20 protein-coding genes are annotated in these 22,110 nt (G+C 36.3%); 15 read left to right on the plus strand and 5 right to left on the minus strand.

The window, feature by feature from the left end; genetic code table 11:
• Nucleotides 1–198 precede the first annotated feature (198 nt).
• From M2419_RS15885 to M2419_RS15895, 3 genes are all read right to left on the minus strand, one after another.
• Complete coding sequence (locus tag M2419_RS15885; RefSeq protein WP_259255335.1) at nucleotides 199–1,113, minus strand: NAD-dependent epimerase/dehydratase family protein; 915 nt, start codon at nucleotides 1,111–1,113, stop codon at nucleotides 199–201.
• A 436-nt stretch (nucleotides 1,114–1,549) separates the two neighbouring features.
• On the minus strand, nucleotides 1,550–2,038 hold the full coding sequence (locus tag M2419_RS15890) for a S24/S26 family peptidase (protein ID WP_153845370.1): 489 nt from the start codon (nucleotides 2,036–2,038) through the stop codon (nucleotides 1,550–1,552).
• Nucleotides 2,039–2,041: 3 nt separating this feature from the next.
• Nucleotides 2,042–2,953 (minus strand): DUF5106 domain-containing protein, encoded by a 912-nt coding sequence (locus M2419_RS15895; protein ID WP_153845371.1) that lies wholly within the window; start codon nucleotides 2,951–2,953, stop codon nucleotides 2,042–2,044.
• Nucleotides 2,954–3,318: 365 nt separating this feature from the next.
• Between M2419_RS15895 and M2419_RS15900 the strand changes: the two genes are divergently transcribed.
• From M2419_RS15900 to M2419_RS15970, 15 genes are all read left to right on the plus strand, one after another.
• Entirely contained in the window at nucleotides 3,319–5,850 is a 2,532-nt protein-coding gene (locus M2419_RS15900; protein WP_153845372.1) for an SLBB domain-containing protein, read from the plus strand.
• Between the two features lie 22 nt (nucleotides 5,851–5,872).
• On the plus strand, nucleotides 5,873–6,955 hold the full coding sequence (locus tag M2419_RS15905; protein ID WP_153845373.1) for a Wzz/FepE/Etk N-terminal domain-containing protein: 1,083 nt from the start codon (nucleotides 5,873–5,875) through the stop codon (nucleotides 6,953–6,955).
• Nucleotides 6,945–8,405: a flippase gene (locus M2419_RS15910; protein ID WP_153845374.1), complete on the plus strand. Its 1,461-nt coding sequence runs from the start codon at nucleotides 6,945–6,947 to the stop codon at nucleotides 8,403–8,405. Before M2419_RS15905 ends, M2419_RS15910 begins: the two co-directional genes overlap by 11 nt.
• Before the next feature lie 25 nt (nucleotides 8,406–8,430).
• Nucleotides 8,431–9,372, plus strand: coding sequence for a glycosyltransferase (locus M2419_RS15915; protein ID WP_153845375.1), 942 nt, complete (start codon nucleotides 8,431–8,433; stop codon nucleotides 9,370–9,372).
• Between the two features lie 53 nt (nucleotides 9,373–9,425).
• Nucleotides 9,426–10,391, plus strand: coding sequence for a hypothetical protein (locus M2419_RS15920; protein WP_153845376.1), 966 nt, complete (start codon nucleotides 9,426–9,428; stop codon nucleotides 10,389–10,391).
• Nucleotides 10,384–11,361, plus strand: a complete 978-nt coding sequence (locus M2419_RS15925; RefSeq protein ID WP_153845377.1) for a glycosyltransferase family 2 protein — start codon at nucleotides 10,384–10,386, stop codon at nucleotides 11,359–11,361. Before M2419_RS15920 ends, M2419_RS15925 begins: the two co-directional genes overlap by 8 nt.
• A complete protein-coding gene (locus M2419_RS15930) occupies nucleotides 11,348–12,628 on the plus strand; it encodes a hypothetical protein (RefSeq protein ID WP_153845378.1) in 1,281 nt (426 codons plus the stop codon). Before M2419_RS15925 ends, M2419_RS15930 begins: the two co-directional genes overlap by 14 nt.
• Before the next feature lie 17 nt (nucleotides 12,629–12,645).
• Nucleotides 12,646–13,728, plus strand: a complete 1,083-nt coding sequence (locus M2419_RS15935) for a glycosyltransferase (protein ID WP_153845379.1) — start codon at nucleotides 12,646–12,648, stop codon at nucleotides 13,726–13,728.
• On the plus strand, nucleotides 13,692–15,050 hold the full coding sequence (locus M2419_RS15940) for a glycosyl hydrolase family 28-related protein (protein ID WP_153845380.1): 1,359 nt from the start codon (nucleotides 13,692–13,694) through the stop codon (nucleotides 15,048–15,050). Before M2419_RS15935 ends, M2419_RS15940 begins: the two co-directional genes overlap by 37 nt.
• Before the next feature lie 47 nt (nucleotides 15,051–15,097).
• On the plus strand, nucleotides 15,098–15,925 hold the full coding sequence (locus tag M2419_RS15945; protein ID WP_153845381.1) for a glycosyltransferase: 828 nt from the start codon (nucleotides 15,098–15,100) through the stop codon (nucleotides 15,923–15,925).
• Between the two features lie 177 nt (nucleotides 15,926–16,102).
• Nucleotides 16,103–16,624, plus strand: coding sequence for a 3'-5' exonuclease (locus tag M2419_RS15950; RefSeq protein ID WP_259255336.1), 522 nt, complete (start codon nucleotides 16,103–16,105; stop codon nucleotides 16,622–16,624).
• Between the two features lie 109 nt (nucleotides 16,625–16,733).
• On the plus strand, nucleotides 16,734–17,198 hold the full coding sequence (locus M2419_RS15955) for an adenylyltransferase/cytidyltransferase family protein (protein ID WP_227550126.1): 465 nt from the start codon (nucleotides 16,734–16,736) through the stop codon (nucleotides 17,196–17,198).
• A gap of 59 nt (nucleotides 17,199–17,257) precedes the next feature.
• Nucleotides 17,258–17,680, plus strand: a complete 423-nt coding sequence (locus M2419_RS15960) for an adenylyltransferase/cytidyltransferase family protein (RefSeq protein WP_153845383.1) — start codon at nucleotides 17,258–17,260, stop codon at nucleotides 17,678–17,680.
• Nucleotides 17,681–17,685: 5 nt separating this feature from the next.
• Nucleotides 17,686–18,684 carry a mannose-1-phosphate guanylyltransferase gene (locus M2419_RS15965; RefSeq protein WP_259255337.1) on the plus strand — a complete coding sequence of 333 codons (999 nt, stop codon included), beginning with the start codon at nucleotides 17,686–17,688 and terminating at the stop codon, nucleotides 18,682–18,684.
• A 318-nt stretch (nucleotides 18,685–19,002) separates the two neighbouring features.
• The gene (locus M2419_RS15970) at nucleotides 19,003–19,491 is read left to right on the plus strand and encodes a hypothetical protein (protein ID WP_259255338.1); all 489 of its coding nucleotides are present in this window, start codon (nucleotides 19,003–19,005) and stop codon (nucleotides 19,489–19,491) included.
• A gap of 63 nt (nucleotides 19,492–19,554) precedes the next feature.
• On the opposite strand, the gene M2419_RS15975 is transcribed toward M2419_RS15970, so the two are convergent.
• Together M2419_RS15975 and M2419_RS15980 are read right to left on the minus strand one after the other, a co-directional pair.
• On the minus strand, nucleotides 19,555–20,166 hold the full coding sequence (locus M2419_RS15975; protein ID WP_153845386.1) for a response regulator: 612 nt from the start codon (nucleotides 20,164–20,166) through the stop codon (nucleotides 19,555–19,557).
• Complete coding sequence (locus tag M2419_RS15980; RefSeq protein WP_259255339.1) at nucleotides 20,163–22,082, minus strand: 7TM diverse intracellular signaling domain-containing protein; 1,920 nt, start codon at nucleotides 22,080–22,082, stop codon at nucleotides 20,163–20,165. Before M2419_RS15980 ends, M2419_RS15975 begins: the two co-directional genes overlap by 4 nt.
• Nucleotides 22,083–22,110 lie beyond the last annotated feature (28 nt).

A 22,110-nucleotide genomic window follows, 5' to 3' on the forward strand; every position in this document is an offset into this window, starting at 1 on the left:
CTATTTTAGAAACAACCCTTTTACTATATGGCGCAATTTTAATCAATGCGTTATCCTATCAAACATAAATAAATTGTGCCTTAAATACAATATTATTGATCGTATTAAGACACAATTTTTCATCTTTTTCATACGCTATATAAGGGCTTAATCGTTTTCCATTCAAAAGTCCATAGTGAAATAATAAAAGAAATAATTTTAGTGTTGTTGCTTTAATGCACGTATGGTATCACGCAGACCCTCCTTGGCTGTTTTAGGTAAACGTTCGATTGCCAAGGCAACTTTTATTTTTTTATTTGAAACAACAAGATTACTTGTCAGTTTTTTTAATCGCCATGTATTTAGTGGAAATGCTCTCGTATGGTCCCCTAGTTTAGATAGGAAGGAGATGATGCGCTTTGGCAGCGGGAAACAAGGGACTTTTAGCCTAGTCTCCTGTTTCATGATTTTCACAATTTCATTTGACGATAAGGTTTCGTCATCGGATAGATGATAGATGCCTGAACTCAATTTTTTGTTTTGCAAAAGAATCTGTTCGATATAGAAACAAAAGTTATCGATGGAAAGAAAAGAGCGTTTATTCTTAAAACGAACCAACGGATAGGGAATCCCTTTGCTAACTATGGAGTATAACTGCTTTAAGTTGCCTTTGTCCCCGGCGCCATGCACCATGGGCGGACGTAAAATAATTAATTTCTTATCTGTGGGTAACTGTTGACTCATTAGCCATTCTTCGGCAGCTTGTTTCGATCTACCATAGGGAGAAACGGAGTTATAAGTGGCATTTTCAGCAAGGGTTTTCGCAGACTCGACTTCTTCAATAGCTGCCAGTGAACTAATATGAATAAATACCTTGGCTTGGGAGGAAATAAATAGGTCAAAAGCTTTTTTTGCGAGTTCAAAATTGGCATAAAAAAAATCATTTTCAGTCGCCTTTCCTGTAAAGTCATGTGCTTTACCGACTAAATTGATCATACAGTCGGCTGAAATATTATCCTTCACCCAACTGAGGTTTCTCATGGACACAAATTCACATTGAAAGGGACCTTTGAGCTTCGCGCTTAAATGGCTGCCAATGAAGCCAGTATTTCCCCCTAAAATTAATACTTTCATCTTAATACCCTTAATTCTTTCTCTCTGATATTTATATAGCTAAATAAATATATTTCATCATTTTAGTATTCCGAATGGTGATTCTTTTAATTCGTTGTTAAATACTTCGTTAAAGATTTGTTAACATGGGCAATTAAAAGAGGTGTTTGAAGGGTATTTAACATTGTAAAAAACTTTCTTCATAATTCGAGCTAAAATAACCGGTGTAAATATACATATATTTACTTATCTTAATTTACTCAACGTTAATTCTATCTAAATTGCTACAGTATAATGTTAATTTTTTTTAAAGTTTAGCGTTTTATTCCAATAGCGAAAAAGAAAAGAAGTCTTCATTCGAAAGTGAAGGATTTGGAATGAGAATTTTTATCCGACTGTTTTTAAAATAGCTATTTATTTTCCGATAGAATCTTGGTTACTGCTTATAGAAGGCGAGTTATTTGACGGATTTATTTGTGTTAGAAATAATCAATTTTAATTTGTTAAGAATACGACGCAATAATCGGATCCGGTACCAGCCAAAGCCTCGTAATCTTACCCAAAGTCGGTCAATAGCTATCGCTTTTTTTTTATTTTGTGGATAATGCATATAAGCAATAGCAATAATATCTGTCGCTGCAACATATTCGCGGAGTACCAGATTGCCGTCTCCCGCTAATATATATTGATCATTTTTTTCCCCTACAAAACGATGAAAGACAAATTTATCCTTGTCTTTAGCCAGTATATTGCAGCCCAGGGCTAAAGCTTCACCCCGATAAGCCCGTAGGAGTACAGTGTCACCATCCTTGATAAATGGAAGCATACTGTTTCCTTTGATTCTGATGCGAACTTCCTTGCCTTCAGTAAGGATGCGTTGTACTTCAGAAAAATAGTCTTCGTTTGAAATAACCCGTGCTTTGCTGTCGTTTGTATTTTCAGACATCAGTTAGGGATTGGTTTTAACGAAATAAGCAATAACTTGCTGTAAATAGGTGTCTTTTAATAACACCTTTTTGTTTTCATCCAGAAGATAAATCGTTGGTGAAGCTTTCAGATCGTATAAGTTGAAAGACAATATTTTGCTTTCGCTGTCAAAACCGTTGATCCATTGGTCCGCCAATTCAGATTGATAGTTTTTCCACTTTGTGCGATCTCCCCATGGATCGATCGCGAGTACCTGTACTTGTAGTTGGGAAAAGAGCTGTACCAACTGAGGAGTATCGCGGAGCTGATGAATAGTTTCTTTGCAATGCGAGCAATCCGGATCGTAAAAGATCAAGAAGGTATATTTTGATTTTGTATCCGATAACTTTTGCTTTTTGCCATTCGCTAGTTCATAAGTAAAGTCTTCGGCAGTTTTTCCCTCTTTATTTCGAAGTACCAATTTATAAGTTGGTCTGTAGGCTTCTTTTTCAAGGTCTGAAAGCAAATCTGTTTTGATTAGGTAGCGCAAAACCGATTCGTACACAATATCATTGCGCATGGGCGAATTGCCGTCGTATAGATAATGTTCATATTGTTTGATGAAATAATCAAAGCTTGTCCGATTGGCTTTTGCTTGGTCGAGCATCAGATCTACAGCTTTGTCTCTTGTTGCAGAATCTGGCGTCTGTGCCAATAGTTGAATGAAATCAGCAAGTTGTTGTTCTCCCTTCTCAGGTTTTTTTACTTGTGCAGTATCCTGCATGTCAAATTTATCCCAGAAATGGAATAAAGTGCTATCAGCAGCGCTTAAAGGTTTTTTGCTTTGTTGTGCAGTGTCGTTTTTTTGTTTTCCTTTTGTATTGTCCTTACAGGAGTAACCGAATAGGATTACTACACATATGGGTAGCCAAAAGTTAAAGATTGGACTTTTCATTTAATTTATGCTTAACTTTACGAAGTTAATAAAACTTTCAGGATTCTACTTGAACGAATGTAATCCTATTCTGTAAGATTTTATTGACCGTAAGAGTATGATGAGGAATAATCTCCTATTACCCTCAAATTGACTCAGAATAGCATGTTGGGGATAGAAAGGGTAGTAAGTATTTAATATATATCTAATTTAAAGTTACTAAGTAGCGAATGCTGTTATAACTACGTTATGAAAATTTGATAAATCCTTCAACCAACTAGGTTAAATCAGGTGTAAAGTAGGAAAGGAGACATCCATTGAGTAAATTTTTAAACCATTTAATTAAATAGTTTTACTAATTTTGCGGCAAAATGCCGAGGTATCGAATGAAAAGAATAATATTATGGTTATGTATAGCAGGATTTGTGAGCACAGTACAAGCACAGACCAACCCTGCGAATATAAAAGTTGATAATCTTAGTGATGCTCAGATCGAGCAATATGTGAAACAGGCAGCATTAATGGGCTACGATGAAAGCCAGCTGGATGGTTTCGCACGTGCACAGGGTGTGTCTGCTGTTGAGGTTCAGAAACTCAAAGAACGTTTGGCTACAATTAAACGAAAAAAACAGCAGCCGGATCAGTTGAAGGGATCATCAAGCCAATCTCGCAATAGTCGGAGCAATGGCCGTCAGGTTGGAGGAGCATCAAATGCCGATTCATTGCAAACTAAACAATTAAATAAAAGGGACTCCGTTGAAAATGAGGAGGGGAAGCTCAAGATTTTTGGCTCTGACCTCTTTAAGAATAACGCCATTACCTTTGAGCCTAACTTACGTATGGCTACACCAAGTTCCTATATTATTGGGCCAGACGATGAGATCTTGTTGGATATCACAGGGGATAACGAAGCCTCCTATCAGCTTCCGGTAAGTCCAGATGGAACCATCAAGGTGGAATATGTGGGGCAGATCAATGTTGCCGGTTTATCTATAGCAGCAGCGAAAAGTAAGATTGAGCAACGTTTGAGTAGCACTTATCCAGCGCTACGTTCGGGAAGAACACAAGTGAGTGTCAACATTGGGAATATCCGCACCATTCGTGTGACATTGACTGGTGCTGTTACTAAACCTGGGACCTATAGCCTACCTTCATTGGCAACCGTATTCAATGCATTATACGCCTCGGGAGGACCTAATAAAAACGGGACTTATCGTAAAATTCAGGTAATCCGTGGCAATCGTGTGGTAAGCACAATCGATGTCTATGATTTTTTGGCCAATGGCATACAACAGGGAAATATCCGTCTGCAGGATCAGGATATTATTCATATACCCGTTTATGGGGCCAGAGTACAATTTGAAGGCGAAGTAAAACGTCCGGCAATATTTGAAACGGTACCGGGAGAGTCGCTATCAGATATCTTGCGTTATGCTGGTGACTTTACCGAAAATGCCTATAGTGCTAAAGTTAAAGTCCTTCAAACAACAGGTCGGGAGCGTAGTGTACAAGATATCTACGCGGATCAGTTTGCAAACTATACACCCAAAGGTGGAGATCAGTATATTGTAGAACCTATATTGGAACGTTTCGCCAACCGTGTCAGTGTTTTAGGCGCGGTGTTTCGTCCGGGTATTTTTGGTTTGGAACCAGGGATGACGTTAAAACAGGTATTGGAAATGGCGGATGGCGTACGCGAAGACGCCTTTTGGGAACGCGGTATGATCAATCGCCTGAAAGCCGATAATACTTCGGAGTTGATCAATTTCAATGTACGCGATATCCTAGCCGGCACTGCGGCAGATATTCCCCTTAAAAGGGAGGATAAGATTGAGATCTCGTCTATTTTCGATTTAAGAGACGAATATAAATTCACCGTACAAGGCGAGGTACGTTTTCCTGGAGATTTCCCTTTTGCGAGCAACGCAACACTAGGCGATGTTATTCAGAAGGCAGGTGGGTTTACCGAAGCCGCTAAAAATGCTCGGGTGGAAATTGCACGACGTATACAAAACCTAGATGTGACTGACCATCGATCTTCGAAGACTATTTTGGTGGATATTAAAGACGGCGTGCTTACAGATCCCAACTTGACGCTGCAGCCTTATGATGTGATCTCCATTTTGGGGGATGCGGGTTTCCGCACACAACGTCAGGTAAAAATCGAGGGCGAGGTTCTTTACCCTGGCTTTTATACCATTGCACGTGAAGATGAACGTATTTCGGACATCATTAAACGTGCGGGTGGCCTAACACCTTATGCGTATACCGAGGGAGCTTCCCTGAAACGTACCGGTATGTCTAAATTGAAAGCAGAAGAGAAAAAGGAAAAGGAGCGGTTGAAGAAAGAACTGGAAAAGGATAAGTTAGATGAAGATGGCAATCAGAAAGATTCTAGTTTAGACAAGGACACTGAAAAGAATAACGATGGCTCCAAGGCAAAAAGTGCCGCTTTGGCAAAAGTATCGCAACAAGGAATGTCAGCTTCGGAGATTGAACCGAGTGATCTTGTAGGTATTGAATTAAATAAAATTTTAGAAAAGCCGTATGAAAAGGGGGACCTTCTCGTTTTAGATGGCGATATTATTACAGTACCGAAAGAGCTGGAGACCGTGAAGGTTGTGGGGGAAGTCTTAAACCCAAATAATGTTGTGTACGTTAAAGGTAAGAATTTAAAATATTATATAAACCAAGCCGGAGGATTTACCGATAATGCCTTGAAGAAACGTGTCTTTGTACAATATGCCAATGGTGCCGTAAAAGGTAAGGATGGTGGATATCCAGAAGTTAAACCAGGAGCGGAAATTGTTGTTCCTAAGCGTGCGCCAAGAGAAAGATTAAGCTCTCAGGCTTGGATTGGTATTGGCACTGGGATTGCTTCAACATTAGCTATAATCATTAGCCTTTTTAAGAATTAAAGTAAATTAAAGTACCTATAAAATGGATAACGGTCAGATATCAGCGAGGGATATTATTCTAAAAATTTATGATTGGGTAAAATACATATCTTCACAATGGAAGTTACTCATGATAATAGGTCTTCTTGGTGGAGGGCTAGGTTTTATCTACGCTAAATTTACTAAACCAACCTATACAGCGACGACTACTTTCGTATTAGAGTCTGATTCGGAAACTTCTTCATTAGGTCAGTACGCAAGTATAGCTTCTATGGTTGGCGTAAATTTAGGTGGTAATGGAGGGGGAGTGTTTCAGGGAGATAATCTATTTGCATTTTATAAGTCTCGACGAATGCTAGAAAAAGTTTTATTAGCTAAGTCCCCGAGCGATACGTCAAAACTTATGATTGATAGGTATTTGGATTTAAATGAAGCTAAAGGAGATTGGGCTAAAAATAATCCAAAACTTCTGGAAATTGATTTTAGAAAGGTCTATAAAGGTTCTCAAGGCCGTAGTAAAGATAGTTTAATATCAAAAGTAATTTCAGAGATTAATAAAAAATATCTTGTTGTTGACAAGATTGATAAAAAACTGTCAATCATGAAAGTTGACGTAGTTTCTAACGATGAAATATTTTCTAAGGAATTTAACGAATTGTTAGTAAATGAGGTTAATAATTTCTATATCCAGACCAAGACAAAAAAATCTTTGGACAATGTATTATTACTTCAAAGAAAGGCGGATTCTGTCAGGTCGGTTATGAACGGGGCAATCGAGGCATCTGCAGTTGTTTTAGATGCAACTCCGAATTTGAATCCTACTCGACAGGTGCAACGTATTGTTCCTACCCAGAAGTCTCAGTTTTCGGCGGAAGCAAATAAAGCTATATTAAGCCAACTTGTTCAAAATCTCGAACTTTCAAAATTAGCCTTGGCAAAGGAAGCTCCTTTAATTGAGATTATTGACAAGCCTCTATATCCTTTGGAAAAGAATGCAGTTAGTAAATTAAAAGCGGCGTTTGCAGGTGTTGTAATGATAGTAATGGTTAGTGTCATATGTCTAACAATAAGAAGGATGATTCGAGCTATTTTATTAGGAACCACTAAGATTGAGGATGAAAGTTAGAGGTATAAAGACAAATTATATTTTAAATATAGTAAGAACAATATTAACGACATTAATTGGTATTTTTACTCTTCCATATGTTAATAGCACGTTAGGTGTAGAATCCGTTGGCAAAGTTGAATATATTAATTCGATAATTACTTATTTTGTATTGATATCCGCTTTGGGAATCCCAATGTACGGTGTTCGAGAAGTTGCAAGAGTAAGAGATGATATTAGGGAACGTTCATCGGTCGTGCTGGAGTTGCTTCTAATATTATTTATAACTACCATAATTTCTTATATCGTCGTTTTAATTTTGACGCTTACAGTTTTCTCAGAAGGCTCATATCGAGACTTAATAATTGTTTTATGTCCAATTATATTGTTAACCAATATCGGAGCGGAATGGTTTTTTCAGGGTATTGAAGATCAATTGTACATTACCATAAGATTTATAGTAGTAAAAGCTATAACTCTTGTTTTACTATTTACGCTTGTAAAAACTAAAGATGACTATATTATTTATGCGGGAATAACAGTTGTATCCGGTGTAGGGGGGAATATATTTAACCTTTACAGGCTCAGAAAGTATGTAAATCTAACTGTATCATCTTTAAAGTGTCTTAACATTAAGAGACATTTTCGTGGTATTTTGACAGTTTTTTTGGCTACTATTTCAGTAAGCATCTACTTACAACTTGATATAACTTTATTAGGAGCAATTGGAGGCGACGAGACAGTTGGGCTGTATGCTACAGCCAACAAGCTAGTAAGGTTTTCAATACTATTCATAACTACCTTAGGAGCGGTAATGCTACCTAGGCTATCATATCTGTATGATAATGGAAGATTGATAGAATATGAAACATATTTGGCGAAGTCTCTTAAATATATTTTGTTTTTTTCTGTGCCAATTTCAGCCTTAATTTTCTCACTTTCAAGAGAAATTATACTGGTAATGGCTGGCGAACAATTTCTTGGCTCAGTCGGAGCTATGAGAATTTTATCTTTTCTAATTATTATTATTGGAATTGCATATTATTTGGCTTTTATGATACTATATCCTCAAGGAAAAGAAAGTTTATACACAAAAATTGTTGTGGTTTCAGCTGTAGTAAGTGTTGTTATGAACATCTTACTCATTCCCAAATTTCTCCATATTGCAACTGCGAGCGTGAGTGTGTTTGTTGAACTCTTAGGCATAATTTTGATGATAGTTGTTTGTAAGAAACAGCTAATTAGCCTGGGTTTTTTTTCTAAGTCAAATCTTCATTATTTTTTCGCTGGAGGTTTTATCTGCTTATTAATTCCTTTCATTCCTGCCTTGTCTAATAATTTGCTTTTTACAATATTTTTGAAGTCTTTCACTGGACTAATAACATATTTGCTTTATCTCCTAATTTTTAAAGATAGTCTACTTTATGAATTGTACGGTAAGGCATTAAGTTATTTAAATAAAAATCGTTAATGCCCCATTTTAAATCATTGGAGATATGAAGTTTTCATTATGTGTTTCAGCATATAAAGATGTTTTTTTTAAGGAGTGCTTAAATAGTCTGATCAATCAAAATTACGATAATTATGAAATCATTATTTTAAACGATTGTTCCCCTGGCTGTATCCGTGAAATTAGCAATGCTGTTGATCATCCTAATCTTTACTATTATGAAAACGAAAAGAACGTTGGCGCTATAGATTTGGTTGATAATTGGAACAAATTGCTTGATTTATGTTCCGGTGATTATATTGTTATTGTCGGAGATGATGACTATTTGTCGCCAGATTATCTTTCTAATTTTCATCAACTTATTTTAGCTAATCCACAATATGCTGTTTTTCATTGTAGATCCTATATAGTAGATGAAAAATCAACAGAATTTAAGTTAACTAATTCTTGGCCGAATAACGAAACCGTTCTAAATAGTATGTATCACAGATTATCGAATCTGCGAAATTGGTATATTTCGGATTTCGTGTATTCGACGAAGATTCTTAGGGCTATTGGTGGTTTTGTTAAGCTACCATTGGCATGGGCTTCTGACGACCTAAGTTTTTATTGTGCAGCGCTTGAACATGGGGTATGCCATACGGAAATTCCACTACTATTTTATAGGGAATCCTCTTATACAATCAGCAATAGTAACGCCTATTTGTTGAAATTGGATGCGGTAAATTATGAATATAAGTTGACTAAAGAATTAGTTTCCAAAATCAACCCCCAAACAAAGGCTGATGAAATTTTGAAATCATATATAGATTTAAATTTCGATCGTTTTTTTAACAGGAAAAAAGAAGATTGTATAATACAGGCACTCAAAGGTAGCAAATCTATTCTTTATAAAATTAAAACGCTATTTGCTCTTTTGAAAAATAAAAGCAAGGCGTCGCTTACGACTTATAATTTAATTAAGTCCATTCTTAAATCTTTTTCATAATGATCTATATTCTATATTGTAAATTTGATAATACGAAGGATAATCATACTGGGATGGCATATTTTTTTAAAAAATTAGCAAATAAGTATCCCGACATTCGTTTGATAGAAAATATAAATCAGAATTTTAGTGGTTCGAAGATTATAGGGTTTATATGTTCTATTCTCTTAGCTTTTTATTTAAAACTTATTTTAAAGAAGAATGATAAAGTTGTATTTGGAGAGTATCTCACAAAAGACGTCGCATTTCAGGATGTTACGGCTCGTTTGCTACGGATGATGGGGTGCAAAAATCATTTTTCGGGTCTTGTTCACCTAGCGCCTTCTCACCTTCTTGAGTTGTATGGGGGAGAAGAACACATAAAATGTAGACTCAATAATATTGACGAAGTTTTTTCTTTCGGTTCGAGCTTAACATCATTTATTAGGCGGATCAGTTCAACGATAAAATTAAACCAAGTTTTACATTATGTTGAGAATAATTATTATCAATATAATGAGAATCTGACTGATAGGTATGATCCCATCCAAGTACTCGTGATGGGGTCTATTAAAAGAGATTTTAAAACTTTACTAAATGTCTTAGAAAAGGCGCCGCAATCAGTTTATTTCCATTTGTGTTTAGGAAAATCATATAACGAGTTAAAACCATCTTTCAAAGATTTTAAAAATACAAAAGTATATAGTTACTTGAAAGAAGATGAATTGAAATCTCTAATGGAGAGGTCATTGGTAAATATGTCGATTTTAATAGATACAGTTGGAAGTAATGCCATCACTACGTCTTTAGCAATGGGACAGATTCAGATCGTTTCAGAAGTTGGTTCTATAAAAGATTATTGTCGGGATAGTTTTAGTATATTTTGTAATAGTGAGGTCGATTTCATAGAAGGTATACGAACTGTAGCAAACTTTTCGAGAGAGAAACTTCTGGAGATGTCACGTGAAGCGTATAATGTTTCTGAAGAAATGTGGATAGACAATGCAATTGTGAAATTCAAACAGATGTTAGATGAGTAAATTAGTTTCAGTAATCATTCCCTGTTATAATGCTGAAAAGTATGTTGAGGAAGCAGTAAGGTCTATAATGAAACAAACATATTTAGATTTGGAAATTATTGTAATAGATGACTGTTCCACAGATCGTACAAATGAAATTCTTCAATCCCTTTCTTTAGAAGATTCTAGAATCGTTTTTTTGAAAAATGAAACCAATTTAAAGCTTATAAAAACACTTAATCTAGGGATATCTATCTCTAAAGGAAAATTCATCGCGCGTATGGATGCTGATGATATCTCCGAACCCGCAAGGTTGGGTGAACAAGTAGACTTTTTGACTAAAAACCTTGATTATGGGGTAGTAGGTACTTTTGGTAACATTATAAAAGAAAATAGAATTATAGGTAAATTTGTTAAACCAATTACAGATTGGGAGATAAAAAGAGAGCTGTATTTCGATTCTCCTTTTATTCATCCTTCTGTTATGGTAAGAAGGGAAATTATGGAAAATTATGACGCTAATTTTTACCAAGTGGAAGATTATGTACTTTGGGTGAAATTGAGTAAGAAAACTAAATTTTACAATATCCCGAAGGCATTAATCAATTATAGGATTCTAGATACTAGTGAGACAAAAAAATCTCAGGCAGATCATCTTTTCAGGCATTCGACACTTAAATCTGTCTATAATTACCTTTTTGATTTAAATGGTATCAAGCTTGATGATGCTGAATTGGATCAGTATACATATTCTATGTTTCGACCTAATTTTTGTAAAGTTAAACCTCTATTATTGAAGAAAGTTTATAAAAAGATAAATAGAGCACAAAATGACTGGAAATTCATGATGCGTATATCCGAAAGATGGTTCGGAACGTTTATATTAGCAAGTCATACAAGCAATGAACTATTTGTTTATTTTCTATCAAAATATACCTATATAGGTTTTTTTTCGTTGATATATAGCCGGTTGAGATATGTATTTAATTAAAGTTATACTGGTTTTTTTCATAATTTTTAATTTTCCGATACCTGTAATTTACAATTCAGCTTTTCTAGCGTTGAGTATTGCGACTTGTTTTTATTTCGCGCAACCTTCTTTAATAAAAGATTTGAGATCTTGTTTTGGAAACAAATATATCGTATCCTTACTTGGTGTATTTATGCTTCTCATGCTTATTGGATTCATTCCTGGTGTTTTACATTTTACATTTGATTTTACAATAGTTAAACCTTATTTACTTAATATAATTCTTCTATTTATTGCAATTTATATCTATCCTTTACTGATAAAAGAAATATCACTAGGTGAACGGTTTTATTATATTTTGAATCTACTGATTAGCGTCTTTTTTCTCCAATCTGTAATAGAAGTTACGGCATTTCTTTCACCCGTTGCTAAAGACTTTGTTGCGTTTTTTCAAAAGGATCTTGTATCGGAGAAAGATATGGGCGGAATTCGTGCTTTAGCTTTGACAGGAAATCCTTTTTTTGATTTAGCTGCAAGTTTTGGATTAATATTTATAGTATTTACTTTTAGTATTTCAGTCAATAAGAACGGTAATAAGTATTTTTCACTTAGAAATTCGCTTTTTTTTATAGTTCTTTTTGTGGGAAGCTTCTTCGCTGGAAGAACTGCATTTGTTGGCTTAGGGACAGCCCTGGCTTTGTATTTTCTATCTTTTGGATCGCGATTTAAGAAATTAATAAGTTTTATTCGGCTTATCTTAATTGTAGCTGGAACTTCATTCCTTTTATACAATATTCTATTGCCTCCAGAGACAAAAGATATGGTTGAGAATCAATTGTTACCATTTGCTTTTGAGGTAGTCTACAATTATATTGATACCGGGGAAACCAGTACAAAATCTGGAGAGGTACTTGAACAGATGTATTTTCCACTTTCTTGGCAAACATTTTTATTTGGTGATGGGATCTACACTGGAGAGGATGGAGCGTATTATAAGCATACTGACTCAGGTATAATGAGGAATATATTGTTTTATGGAATTTTTGGCTTACTATTGATTTTGATAGGACATTTGTTTTATTTCTTCAAGCCTTTAATGCTAATATTTTCCGATTTAAAAAAAGAAGGTTCATTTGCTACTTTAAATACACTTCTATTTTTTCTTGGTCTGCTATTGTATACAGTAATTCTCCAATATAAGGGAGAGGTTTTACTCTTTATGCCGATTATCCAAGTTATGTTATTTTATATTTGTTTTTCATTTTTAGAGCGATCTAAAGAAATTTAAAGCGTAAAGAAGATCTTATGGGCAGCGTTGTTTTTGTTGTACATACATTTGATGAAAGTCAAATCGGAGGGGTTTTGAAGATCACCAGCATGCAAGCGAATGAGTTAGCAAAGCGTGGATGGAATGTAAGTGTGGTTAGTCTGGGCAAAATTACCACACCGGCCTACCATTTATATGATTCGGTAGAGCTAATCTGTCTGAACCTGAAATATTATGATACCAGACAATTAAGTGGTATCAACAAATTACTTTTCTTTTTAATGTCCTACAGGAAGGTGCTGAATTTTTTAAGTGCACATAGTAGTGCGGTTTTCGTTACAACTTCTGCCCCCATAAACATTCTTTTTAGCCTGTTTAAAAAACGTTTTAAAGTTGTTGGCTGTGACCATACCGCGACCACGTATAGTAAAAGTAAACTTACATTTGTAATTAATTTATTAAAGCGCAGATTGGACTATATGGTGGGTTTGACACCAGAAGATGCCTTATATTATAAAAAAAGTGGTATTACATCGAGTTATATACCCAATTTTATAGGAAGGGATACGGCTGAAAAGCGTCGTTTAGGTAATGATGTGGTTTTTATTGGGCGGTTTTCAAAGGAGAAAAATCCATTGGGCGCACTACACATATTTTATTTAAGTCGTCTTTACGTGCAAGGGGTAAATATGAGAATGTATGGCTATGGGCATTTAAAGCCTGACCTGCTAGCCGCTATCAAAAAATATAATATCCAACCTTTTGTTTCGATTGTGGAAGGTGAGACAGACCCAAATGTGATGTTAGACAATGTGAAATGCCTTTTGTTAACTTCTGAGATCGAAGGATTTCCGATGGTTTTACTGGAAGCGATGAGTAAGGGGATATATTGTATTTCTTATGATGTTGGTTATGGTCCCAGAAATATCATTCAGAATAACATTAATGGATTTTTAGTCGAGGAGGGATTAGAGGAGAATGCTGCCAGCAAACTTGTGAATATTTTTAATGGTTTAGGCAAGTCAAGCCCCGACAAAATAAAGGATTCAATAGAGCAATTTTATACGGAACAAGTTGTAGAGAAATGGGAAGTTTTATTAAGAGAGTTGTCTCACAAGTAATTTTAGCGTTGTTGCTAAGCGGTTTTAGTAGCTGCGCGCATGAGTTGAACGTAAAGAACTTTGGCGGATCAGAGGAATCACCAGATAATACTACAGCTTTTCAAAAATGTTTAGAAGAATCCGCTGCTCAGAAATGTGATTGTTACGTTCCTAAAGGAACTTATTATTTCAGCCAGGATCTTTTTCTGCCAAGTGGTAGTTCATTGATCGGAGAAGGAGAGGCGTCTAGGCTTATATTTAATAAAGGGGGTGTTCGAGGGTATAAAAATGGAAGCGCTAAGTTTTATTATACCAATAACTATAATAACGAGGTGGTACCTGATGCAAAATATACACGGCTTAGGCGTAAGGTCAATAAGGGGGTAGATCGCATTGAGGTGGCTAATTCGGACTTATTTAAGGTAGGTGATAATATCGTCATGTTTAACAACAAGTTAGATAGTTGGGTAATTTTAGAGGATGAAAAGCAGTCTGCTAAATGGAATGGCGCTCACGGTGATTATTTTGCAAAAGGGGGTAGTTTTAAAGTCAAAAATATTCAAGGGGATACTCTGTTTTTAGAGACAAAGCTTCCCTTTGATCTGCCTGAGAACAGTATAATTTCCCTGCGATCTGGAATCTCAAATGTTAACATCAAAAAGCTAGCTATCTTCAGGAAAACCGATGGGTATGCTATATTATTAGAACAACCACTTAATGTTTCTATCAGCCAGCTTACCATTAAAGGATATGGGGGTATTTTACTATCTCATTATGCAAATAAATGTTCAATAATGGATAATAAAATTGATTCTGAACGAGGTTATGTGGTTTGTATAGAAAATTTCTCTTCGGATAATGCTGTTTTAAGAAACAAAGTGGTTTTTCGGAGAAGCGGTTTAGATACAGGTGGTGACTGTGCAATTATCCTATTAATGGGGGCCTACAGTAATCAAGTTTGTTATAATGATGTTAAAAATATTGGCGAACGGAGTCGAGATTTTGGTGGTATATTTTCTCATGCATTGTCCTTTAATAATCGAATTACCAATAACAATATAGCTGGAGCTGCAGAAGGTATTGGTAGTTATTATGGGGCTTTTAATAATATTTTTAAAGAAAATGTTATTGAAAAAGTAAGATTTGGTATAGTATCTTATTATTCTCGATCAAACGTTTATGCTGGCAATAGATTGAACATTTCTTACCTAGGCAAAGAATACTCATATGGGATCTTAGACTATGGAACATTATCTAATATATATGAAGTTAACAAGTTGTCTGGAGAGATGACCTTCGACATTAAAAATCAAGATAGTAAAGGCATGGTGGTAAAGCGATAACGTTAATTGATAATTCCACACAATTAGGAGAAGATAATTTAAAAAATATGATGAAATTTTCTGTTTTAATGTCGGTTTATAGTAAAGAAAAACCTGAGAACTTGGCAATGGCTTTGAACAGTATTGTGGATCAAACATATCCTCCTGACGAAATAGTTTTGGTAAAGGACGGGCCATTAACCGCGCAGTTGGAGCGTGCTATCAAAGAATTTGATCAAAAGTATCCTCAGCTATTGAATTTGATAAATCTTACAGAAAATAAAGGTTTAGGTCATGCTTTGAAGATTGGACTGGAACGTTGTAGCCATGAGCTCGTTGCACGAATGGATACCGATGACGTTAGCCGACCACAACGCTTTCAAAAGCAGATTGAGTTTATGATTGCAAACCCTGAAGTAGATGTGGTGGGAGCTAATATAGAAGAATTTCATAGTATACCTGGAGATCTGAATAGATTTAAGATTTCCCCTGAGTATCATGACGATATAGTAAATACAATCTATCTTCGTAATCCCTTTAATCATCCTTCTATTATGATGAGAAAAACAGCTGTTTTACAGGCTGGTAACTATAGGCACGATTTATTGCTGTTTGAAGATTATGCACTTTTTCTTACCTTATGGAAAAAAGGGGCTAGGTTTTATAATATCCAGGATACATTACTCGACTTTAGGGTTGGAGATGGAGTTGAAACGATTAAGCGTAGAAGTGGTTTGCACTATTTAAAAAAAGAAAATAAGTTTTTAGCTTACGCCCGTTCCATAAATGCTTTTAATGCTTCGCAACTTATAAAATACAGGTTATTCAAATTTCCAGTTCGACTGTTGCCTCCGAAAGTCGTATTGTTTATATATAATACTTTTTTTAGACATTAAATGTTATTTATGGAATGTGCAATATCGTTTATATGTTTTATAAAACGTTAAATTTTCATTCAAATTAGTGTGTCTCGTCGTTGCTCTTTGCAAAGATATAAAAACTTATAGCAGAAGCGTTATATACATAAATTGATTAGAAAATAGTAATTTTACCGCGACATTGGAGGAGTAAACATGCAATCAGATTTAAGTTTTACAGCAATAGATTTCGAAACAGCAACGGCGAATCAGAATTCAGCCTGTGCGGTGGGGTTGGTCGTGGTAGAGCAGGGCGTTATTGTTGAGGAATTCTATTCATTAATACAACCTCCTAATAATCAATATATGTGGCAGACCACCCGTGTGCATGGGATTCGCCCTAAGGATACTGCGCAAGCTCCCACATTCAAGGAATTGTTTCCGCGGATTTATCCTCTTATTAACAATCGAATTATGGTAGCCCATAATGAATTATTTGATCGTGGTGTACTTCGCAAAACGATGAGTTACTATAATCTGTCCTATGATCACCTTGGATTAATGGACAGATGGGAATGCACATTTAAGATTTATCAAGGGAAAGGATTTAAACCTGCTCGCTTAAATGCCTGCTGTGAAGTATTGGGTATTGAATTGAATCATCATGAAGCTCTTTCGGATGCGCGTGCTTGTGCGCAATTATTTATTCGACATCACGATATAGGTTTGACTATATAGTAATCCCATTTTTATCGAACCAAATATTACCTCCAATTGTTATTAGATATATCTTATCTTTGGTATATGAATACAATAAAATTTCTATTCTATTAAAATCAATGCGACTATGATAAAAATTCCAGAAAAAGGAATGCGAATTGGTATTACTTTCAGTGCATTCGACCTGCTGCATGCTGGGCATATTAAAATGTTGGAAGATGCAAAAAGACAATGTGATTATTTGATCTGTGGCCTACAGACAGATCCAACTATTGACCGTCCTGAAAAAAACAAACCTGTTCAGACCGTTGTAGAACGTTATATACAGCTCAAGGGTTGTAAATATGTCGATCAGATTGTTCCTTATGCGACTGAACAAGATCTAGAAGATATCTTACGCTCATTCAATATTGATGTGCGAATTGTTGGCGATGAATACCGCGAGAAAGGCTTTACTGGAAGAACCTATTGTGAGGAAAAAGGTATTGAACTCTATTTCAATAGCAGAGATCACCGCTTCTCAAGCTCGGGCTTGCGGAGAATTGTTGCAGATGCCAATTCGCAAGATGGAACAGCTCTAGAAATAGTCTAATCATTATAGATAGTACGAAGCTAAACGATCTAATCAACCACTAGAGAAAAGATTATAAGATGAAAATTGGAATTACCTTTGGCGTGTTTGACTTACTGCACGCTGGCCATATTATGATGCTTGAAGAAGCAAAGAGAAATTGTGATTACCTGATTGTTGGTTTAAATACAGATCCCTCAGAAGTATTTCCTGAGAAAGCTAAACCGACGCAAACGATTGTCGAACGATATGTACAATTGGAAGGTTGTCGCTATGTAGATGAAATTATCCCTTATGAGACGGAGCAAGATTTGATTGATATGATCAAAGCACTTCCTATTCATATCCGTATTATTGGCGAGGAATATCGGGACAAAGATTTTTCGGGTCGTATGTACTGCGTAGAAGAGAATATTGAGATCTATTATAATAAGCGAACACATCGTTTTTCGAGCGCGGGGCTGCGTCGTGTTGTCGCTGCAAAAGAGGAACAGCAAAAATAAAGATTATGAGCAGAATAATTCATGTTGTTTTAACAGGTGGAGTAGGTAGCCGTTTGTGGCCGCTTTCACGTAAAAGTTATCCCAAGCAATACCTTGATTTATTTAAGGATGGCTCATTGTTTGAAATGACTGTTAAACGTAATCAATCCCTTTGCGGGCAAGTGATTGTTGTGGGCAACTGTGATAACCATAGTTTGAGCCGTGAAGTCATGGAAAACAATAAGATAGACTATATTGACATTGTAGAGGCTACACCCCGTAATACAGCTGCTGCTATTGCTTTCGCTGCCTTTGCCGCACAGCCGGATGATATTTTGATCGTCACACCTTCCGATCATGTGATTGTAGGTGAGGAGGCTTATGCGGAAGCAATCAAAGCTGGGATAGAAAAGGCTAATAAAGGTTATATTGTTACGTTTGGTATTCAGCCGACACGTCCTGAAACGGGGTACGGCTATATCGAATATAAGGATGACAAAGTTTTATCCTTCCGCGAAAAACCAAATCAGGATACCGCAGAAGATTTTATTGAACGCGGCAATTTCTTATGGAATTCTGGGATGTTCTGTTTTAGAGCCGATACGTTTCTGGCCGAGTTACAGACTTTTGAGCCTAAAGTGTATGCAACAGCATTCAACGCATGGCAGCATCGCAAGGATGGAGAGCTGGATTTGGCCCTATCTAAGGAGATTCCATCAATCTCCATTGATTATGCTGTGATGGAACGCTCCAAGAAAATTCGCGTTGTTGCGACGAGTTTCCAATGGTCCGATCTTGGCTCCTTTGAATCCATGTACGATTATTTAAAACAGACGGGTCATCCGGTTGATGAGAATGGCAATATGGTTATCGGTACGGATATCTACACGGCATTTGTGGGGATGCGCGATAGTATACTTGTGCATACAAAAGATGCGATACTGGTGTTACAAAAAGAGAAATCCCAGGAAGTCAAGAAAATTTATAATACATTGGAACGTCATCAGTCCAAACTGATCGACTAATTTCAATCTAGCTACAAGTTAAACTATTTCCTTGTATGCTTAGATCAAGATATCAGCTACACGGTTTTTTGGAAAGTGTAGCTGATTTCAACTTTCAGAAAGGAAAGTAAAACTCGAATTCGTATAGCCCTTAAGTAAGCTGTTCATTAAAATCTATATAAAAATACATTATACGGTTGATTTTTAGTTGAATATGTGATTGTCCCCAATTTGTCCCCTGTTAATTTTAGTCTTCAATTGCCTATTACCTTAATTTTGAGATATAGTTAAATGCAATCATAAGATTGTATAACACCTAGTCCTATTATCTATTTTATTATGGTACTTATTATAGCAGTTTCAGTTATCGTTTTATTTATTATTTATTTTATTCTACAATCAAAGCAACGTGAAAAGCTATTTAACGAAGCTGTTTCGATGCAGGTTAACTACCTGTTTCAGGATAGGCCGGGGCAATACAGTGGCGACTATCGGACAAAAAGTGGTGTCTTCGTTTTTCGTACGAAATCCAGAGACAACGAGCTTAAAAATATGGTGATCAAACTGGTCAAACCCGATCATCCCGCTTTGGTCGTCAATCTGGAACAGATTGTGGTGGTGCCTTTTGAAAGCAAAAAAGGCGATTCAGACGTATCAGTTCGATTTAAATTGCAGCGAAGGAAAGGTGAAATAACAGCATTGGAAGGAAAAGGAATACGCATTGCCGGTGTTTTGAATTATGCCAACAGAAAACCAAAAACGTTTAGTACAGTATTGAAGATAGGAGAGCTTTATCAATCAAACGAACAATCGAATCAGACGACATAATTTGCATTAATTCTTATTTTATGGGAAAGGGTTTGTAATGGAACAAACCCTTATTTTTTTTACTTAGAATTTCAGCAAATGTTGATGTTCGATAGCCCAGGATAAGAGCGCATTGTTTTCTTCCTGGAGGTCAAGCTTCCGGCAGATGCGGTGCCTGGTGTTTTTGATGGTGTAGGGACTGAGGAATAGTGATTCGGCAATATATTTAGTCGTATGTCGGAGGGCTATCAGCTTAAGGATATTTAACTCTGCAGGAGTCAATGTTTTTAGTTTTTCCACCGTTTGGTTTTTATCCCTTTGTTGTTGTAGGCGCTGGATAACCAAATGCGTGCCAGCATAGAGCCGATTTTCTCCCAGCGGCTTAATAATGTAATTTTCAGGATTTAGCGCGGCAGCCCGGTCAATGCTGCTTTTCGATTGATACGAAGTAATAAAAATAAGACTAAAAAGCTTGGTTGCGGCATATTTTTCCATTAATTCAATGCCATCTAGTCGATCATTGAGCTGAATATCACAGAGTATTAGATCTGGTGAGTTTTGCGCCATGTATTGATCTGCCTCGTCAACGGTGAGCGCAATATGCAATTCCAATCCTGAATAAAGGGAGTGAAGTTGATATTCGATAAATCGGGCGATAATCATTTCGTCTTCTACAATTAAAACTTTTAGGCTCATATCATGTTGTTAAATTCAAATATATACTGAAATCCTCGCTCTTGCTGGATGGTCACGGTTCCTTTAATCTGCCTGGTTAGGTCTTTCACCAGACCAATTCCGAAAGAAGTTGATAAAACGGTTTGGGCGGCGCCAACGCCATTATCTTCAAAATGCATGATTGTAGCAAGTTTTTTCTTGATGATACTTAGGCTAATGACTGGAGTGCTTGTGCTTCCTTTTGGAAAAGCATATTTATAACTATTTGTCAATAGCTCTGTGATGATCAACGCTAGCGGGATCGACGTGTTTGTGGATATCAACCAGTCTTGTTCAATTTCGAGGTTAACCCAGACCTTTTTTTCTGGATCATGCATCTGTCTGAGGTAATTGACCGTTTCAATAACCAACGTTTTTAATTTCAGCTGGCTGTTTTGGTTATACACCAGCAGCTGGTTGACCAGCATCATGGCGTGAATGCGGTCTTGCATCGACTGGATGGCCTGATTATATTGGATACCATGGCTTTCACCTGTTTTGTACAGGCTTCCGAGACTATATAAGAGCTGCAGGTTGTTTTTTACCCGATGATTAACTTCATCGATCAATGTCTCAATATAGTGATTCTTTTGAAGCAGTTGGATTTGCTGTTCATAAAGTGCATTATTTGCTTTCTTTAGCTCATTTGTCCTTTCCTGCACAATTGACTCGGTCGATTGATGATAGTCCAGCTCATTTTTTCGCAATTTTAAGCGTATACCGATCAATAGCAACATGGTAATGCACAGGGCAAAAAACTGCGTCAGCATGGAAACATATTGTATGGCCTGTTCTTGAAAAGTGAGGGCACAGTAGACCATAGCAGTGATACCGGTCACAAAAAACACGCTTCCATACGCCAAGAAGCGCTGCATCAGGTCTATCTTTTTCCAGAGTGAAATAAAAAGGTTGGAAAAATAGAGCATATGAATAATACCGAGCGTAATATTTACCCAGTTACTTTGTTTATAATTGACAAAATAAAAATTATTGACAAATGTAAATAGTGCCGTGATGCCAATGGTGAAAATAATGTAACAGGCTACTTTATAATAACGGCTGTGTAGCTTCCTTAATTGAAGAAAATCTATGGTCAGCAGATAGAAACTAATGGCGGCAAATCTACTAAAGAGCGATACCATGCTCCAGCCCAGTTGGGGACTGTCATAAAAGATAAAATCGACAAAGATGTTTTGAAGCGCAACGCTATACATACCGATAGATAGCAAGAACAGAAAAATCCAGATATAGGGTCGGTAGCGTGATACTATCCATGCGAATGCCATATACAGCAGGAGTACAATAATGGCACCTTCCATAAATGCATGGACAATTCGGCTATGTTGTTTCTTTTTAACATAATCCAGTTCTGTCTGTAAATGGAAATTATACAGCGGTGTGTAGCCTTTGCTATGTTTTACCCGGAGCAATATGGTATAGGGTTTTCCCGCTTCCAAGTTTAAAACAAAATGATCACGGCCATCTCGCGGATCCAGATCCTTGCGTTTACGGAACAAGCCTGATTTCTTTTTATAGACGATTTCACCTTTTGAATCGATTACGGTGAGATTGACATATGTTAAATTGTCGAAAGATAACACATAATTGCCTGTTTTTAAGCTATCTGAAAGACTTATTTCCTTTTTGAGCCAGAAAATGCCTTTTTCTTGATCAACTTCCCTTTTAATTCGGTTGAGGGGAGCAAAAAGGACGGAATGATGATAGTAATATATCGGATTGGTATACTCAGCATATTCCTTTGCAATGAGTAGAGGCGAGTTTTTGGCGATGCAAGTCTGTATTGCAACCTGATTATTGGCCATCATAGCGTCTCCTCCGAAGCGGATGGTTGCTATGCAGAGCAACATTAAGATGGTGACAATAATATTTGGCTTCATAAGGCAAACAAAAATGCATTATTTTCAT

Origin of the sequence: Sphingobacterium sp. BIGb0116 (assembly GCF_024808035.1) — a bacterium.
Lineage (GTDB): Bacteria > Bacteroidota > Bacteroidia > Sphingobacteriales > Sphingobacteriaceae > Sphingobacterium > Sphingobacterium paramultivorum.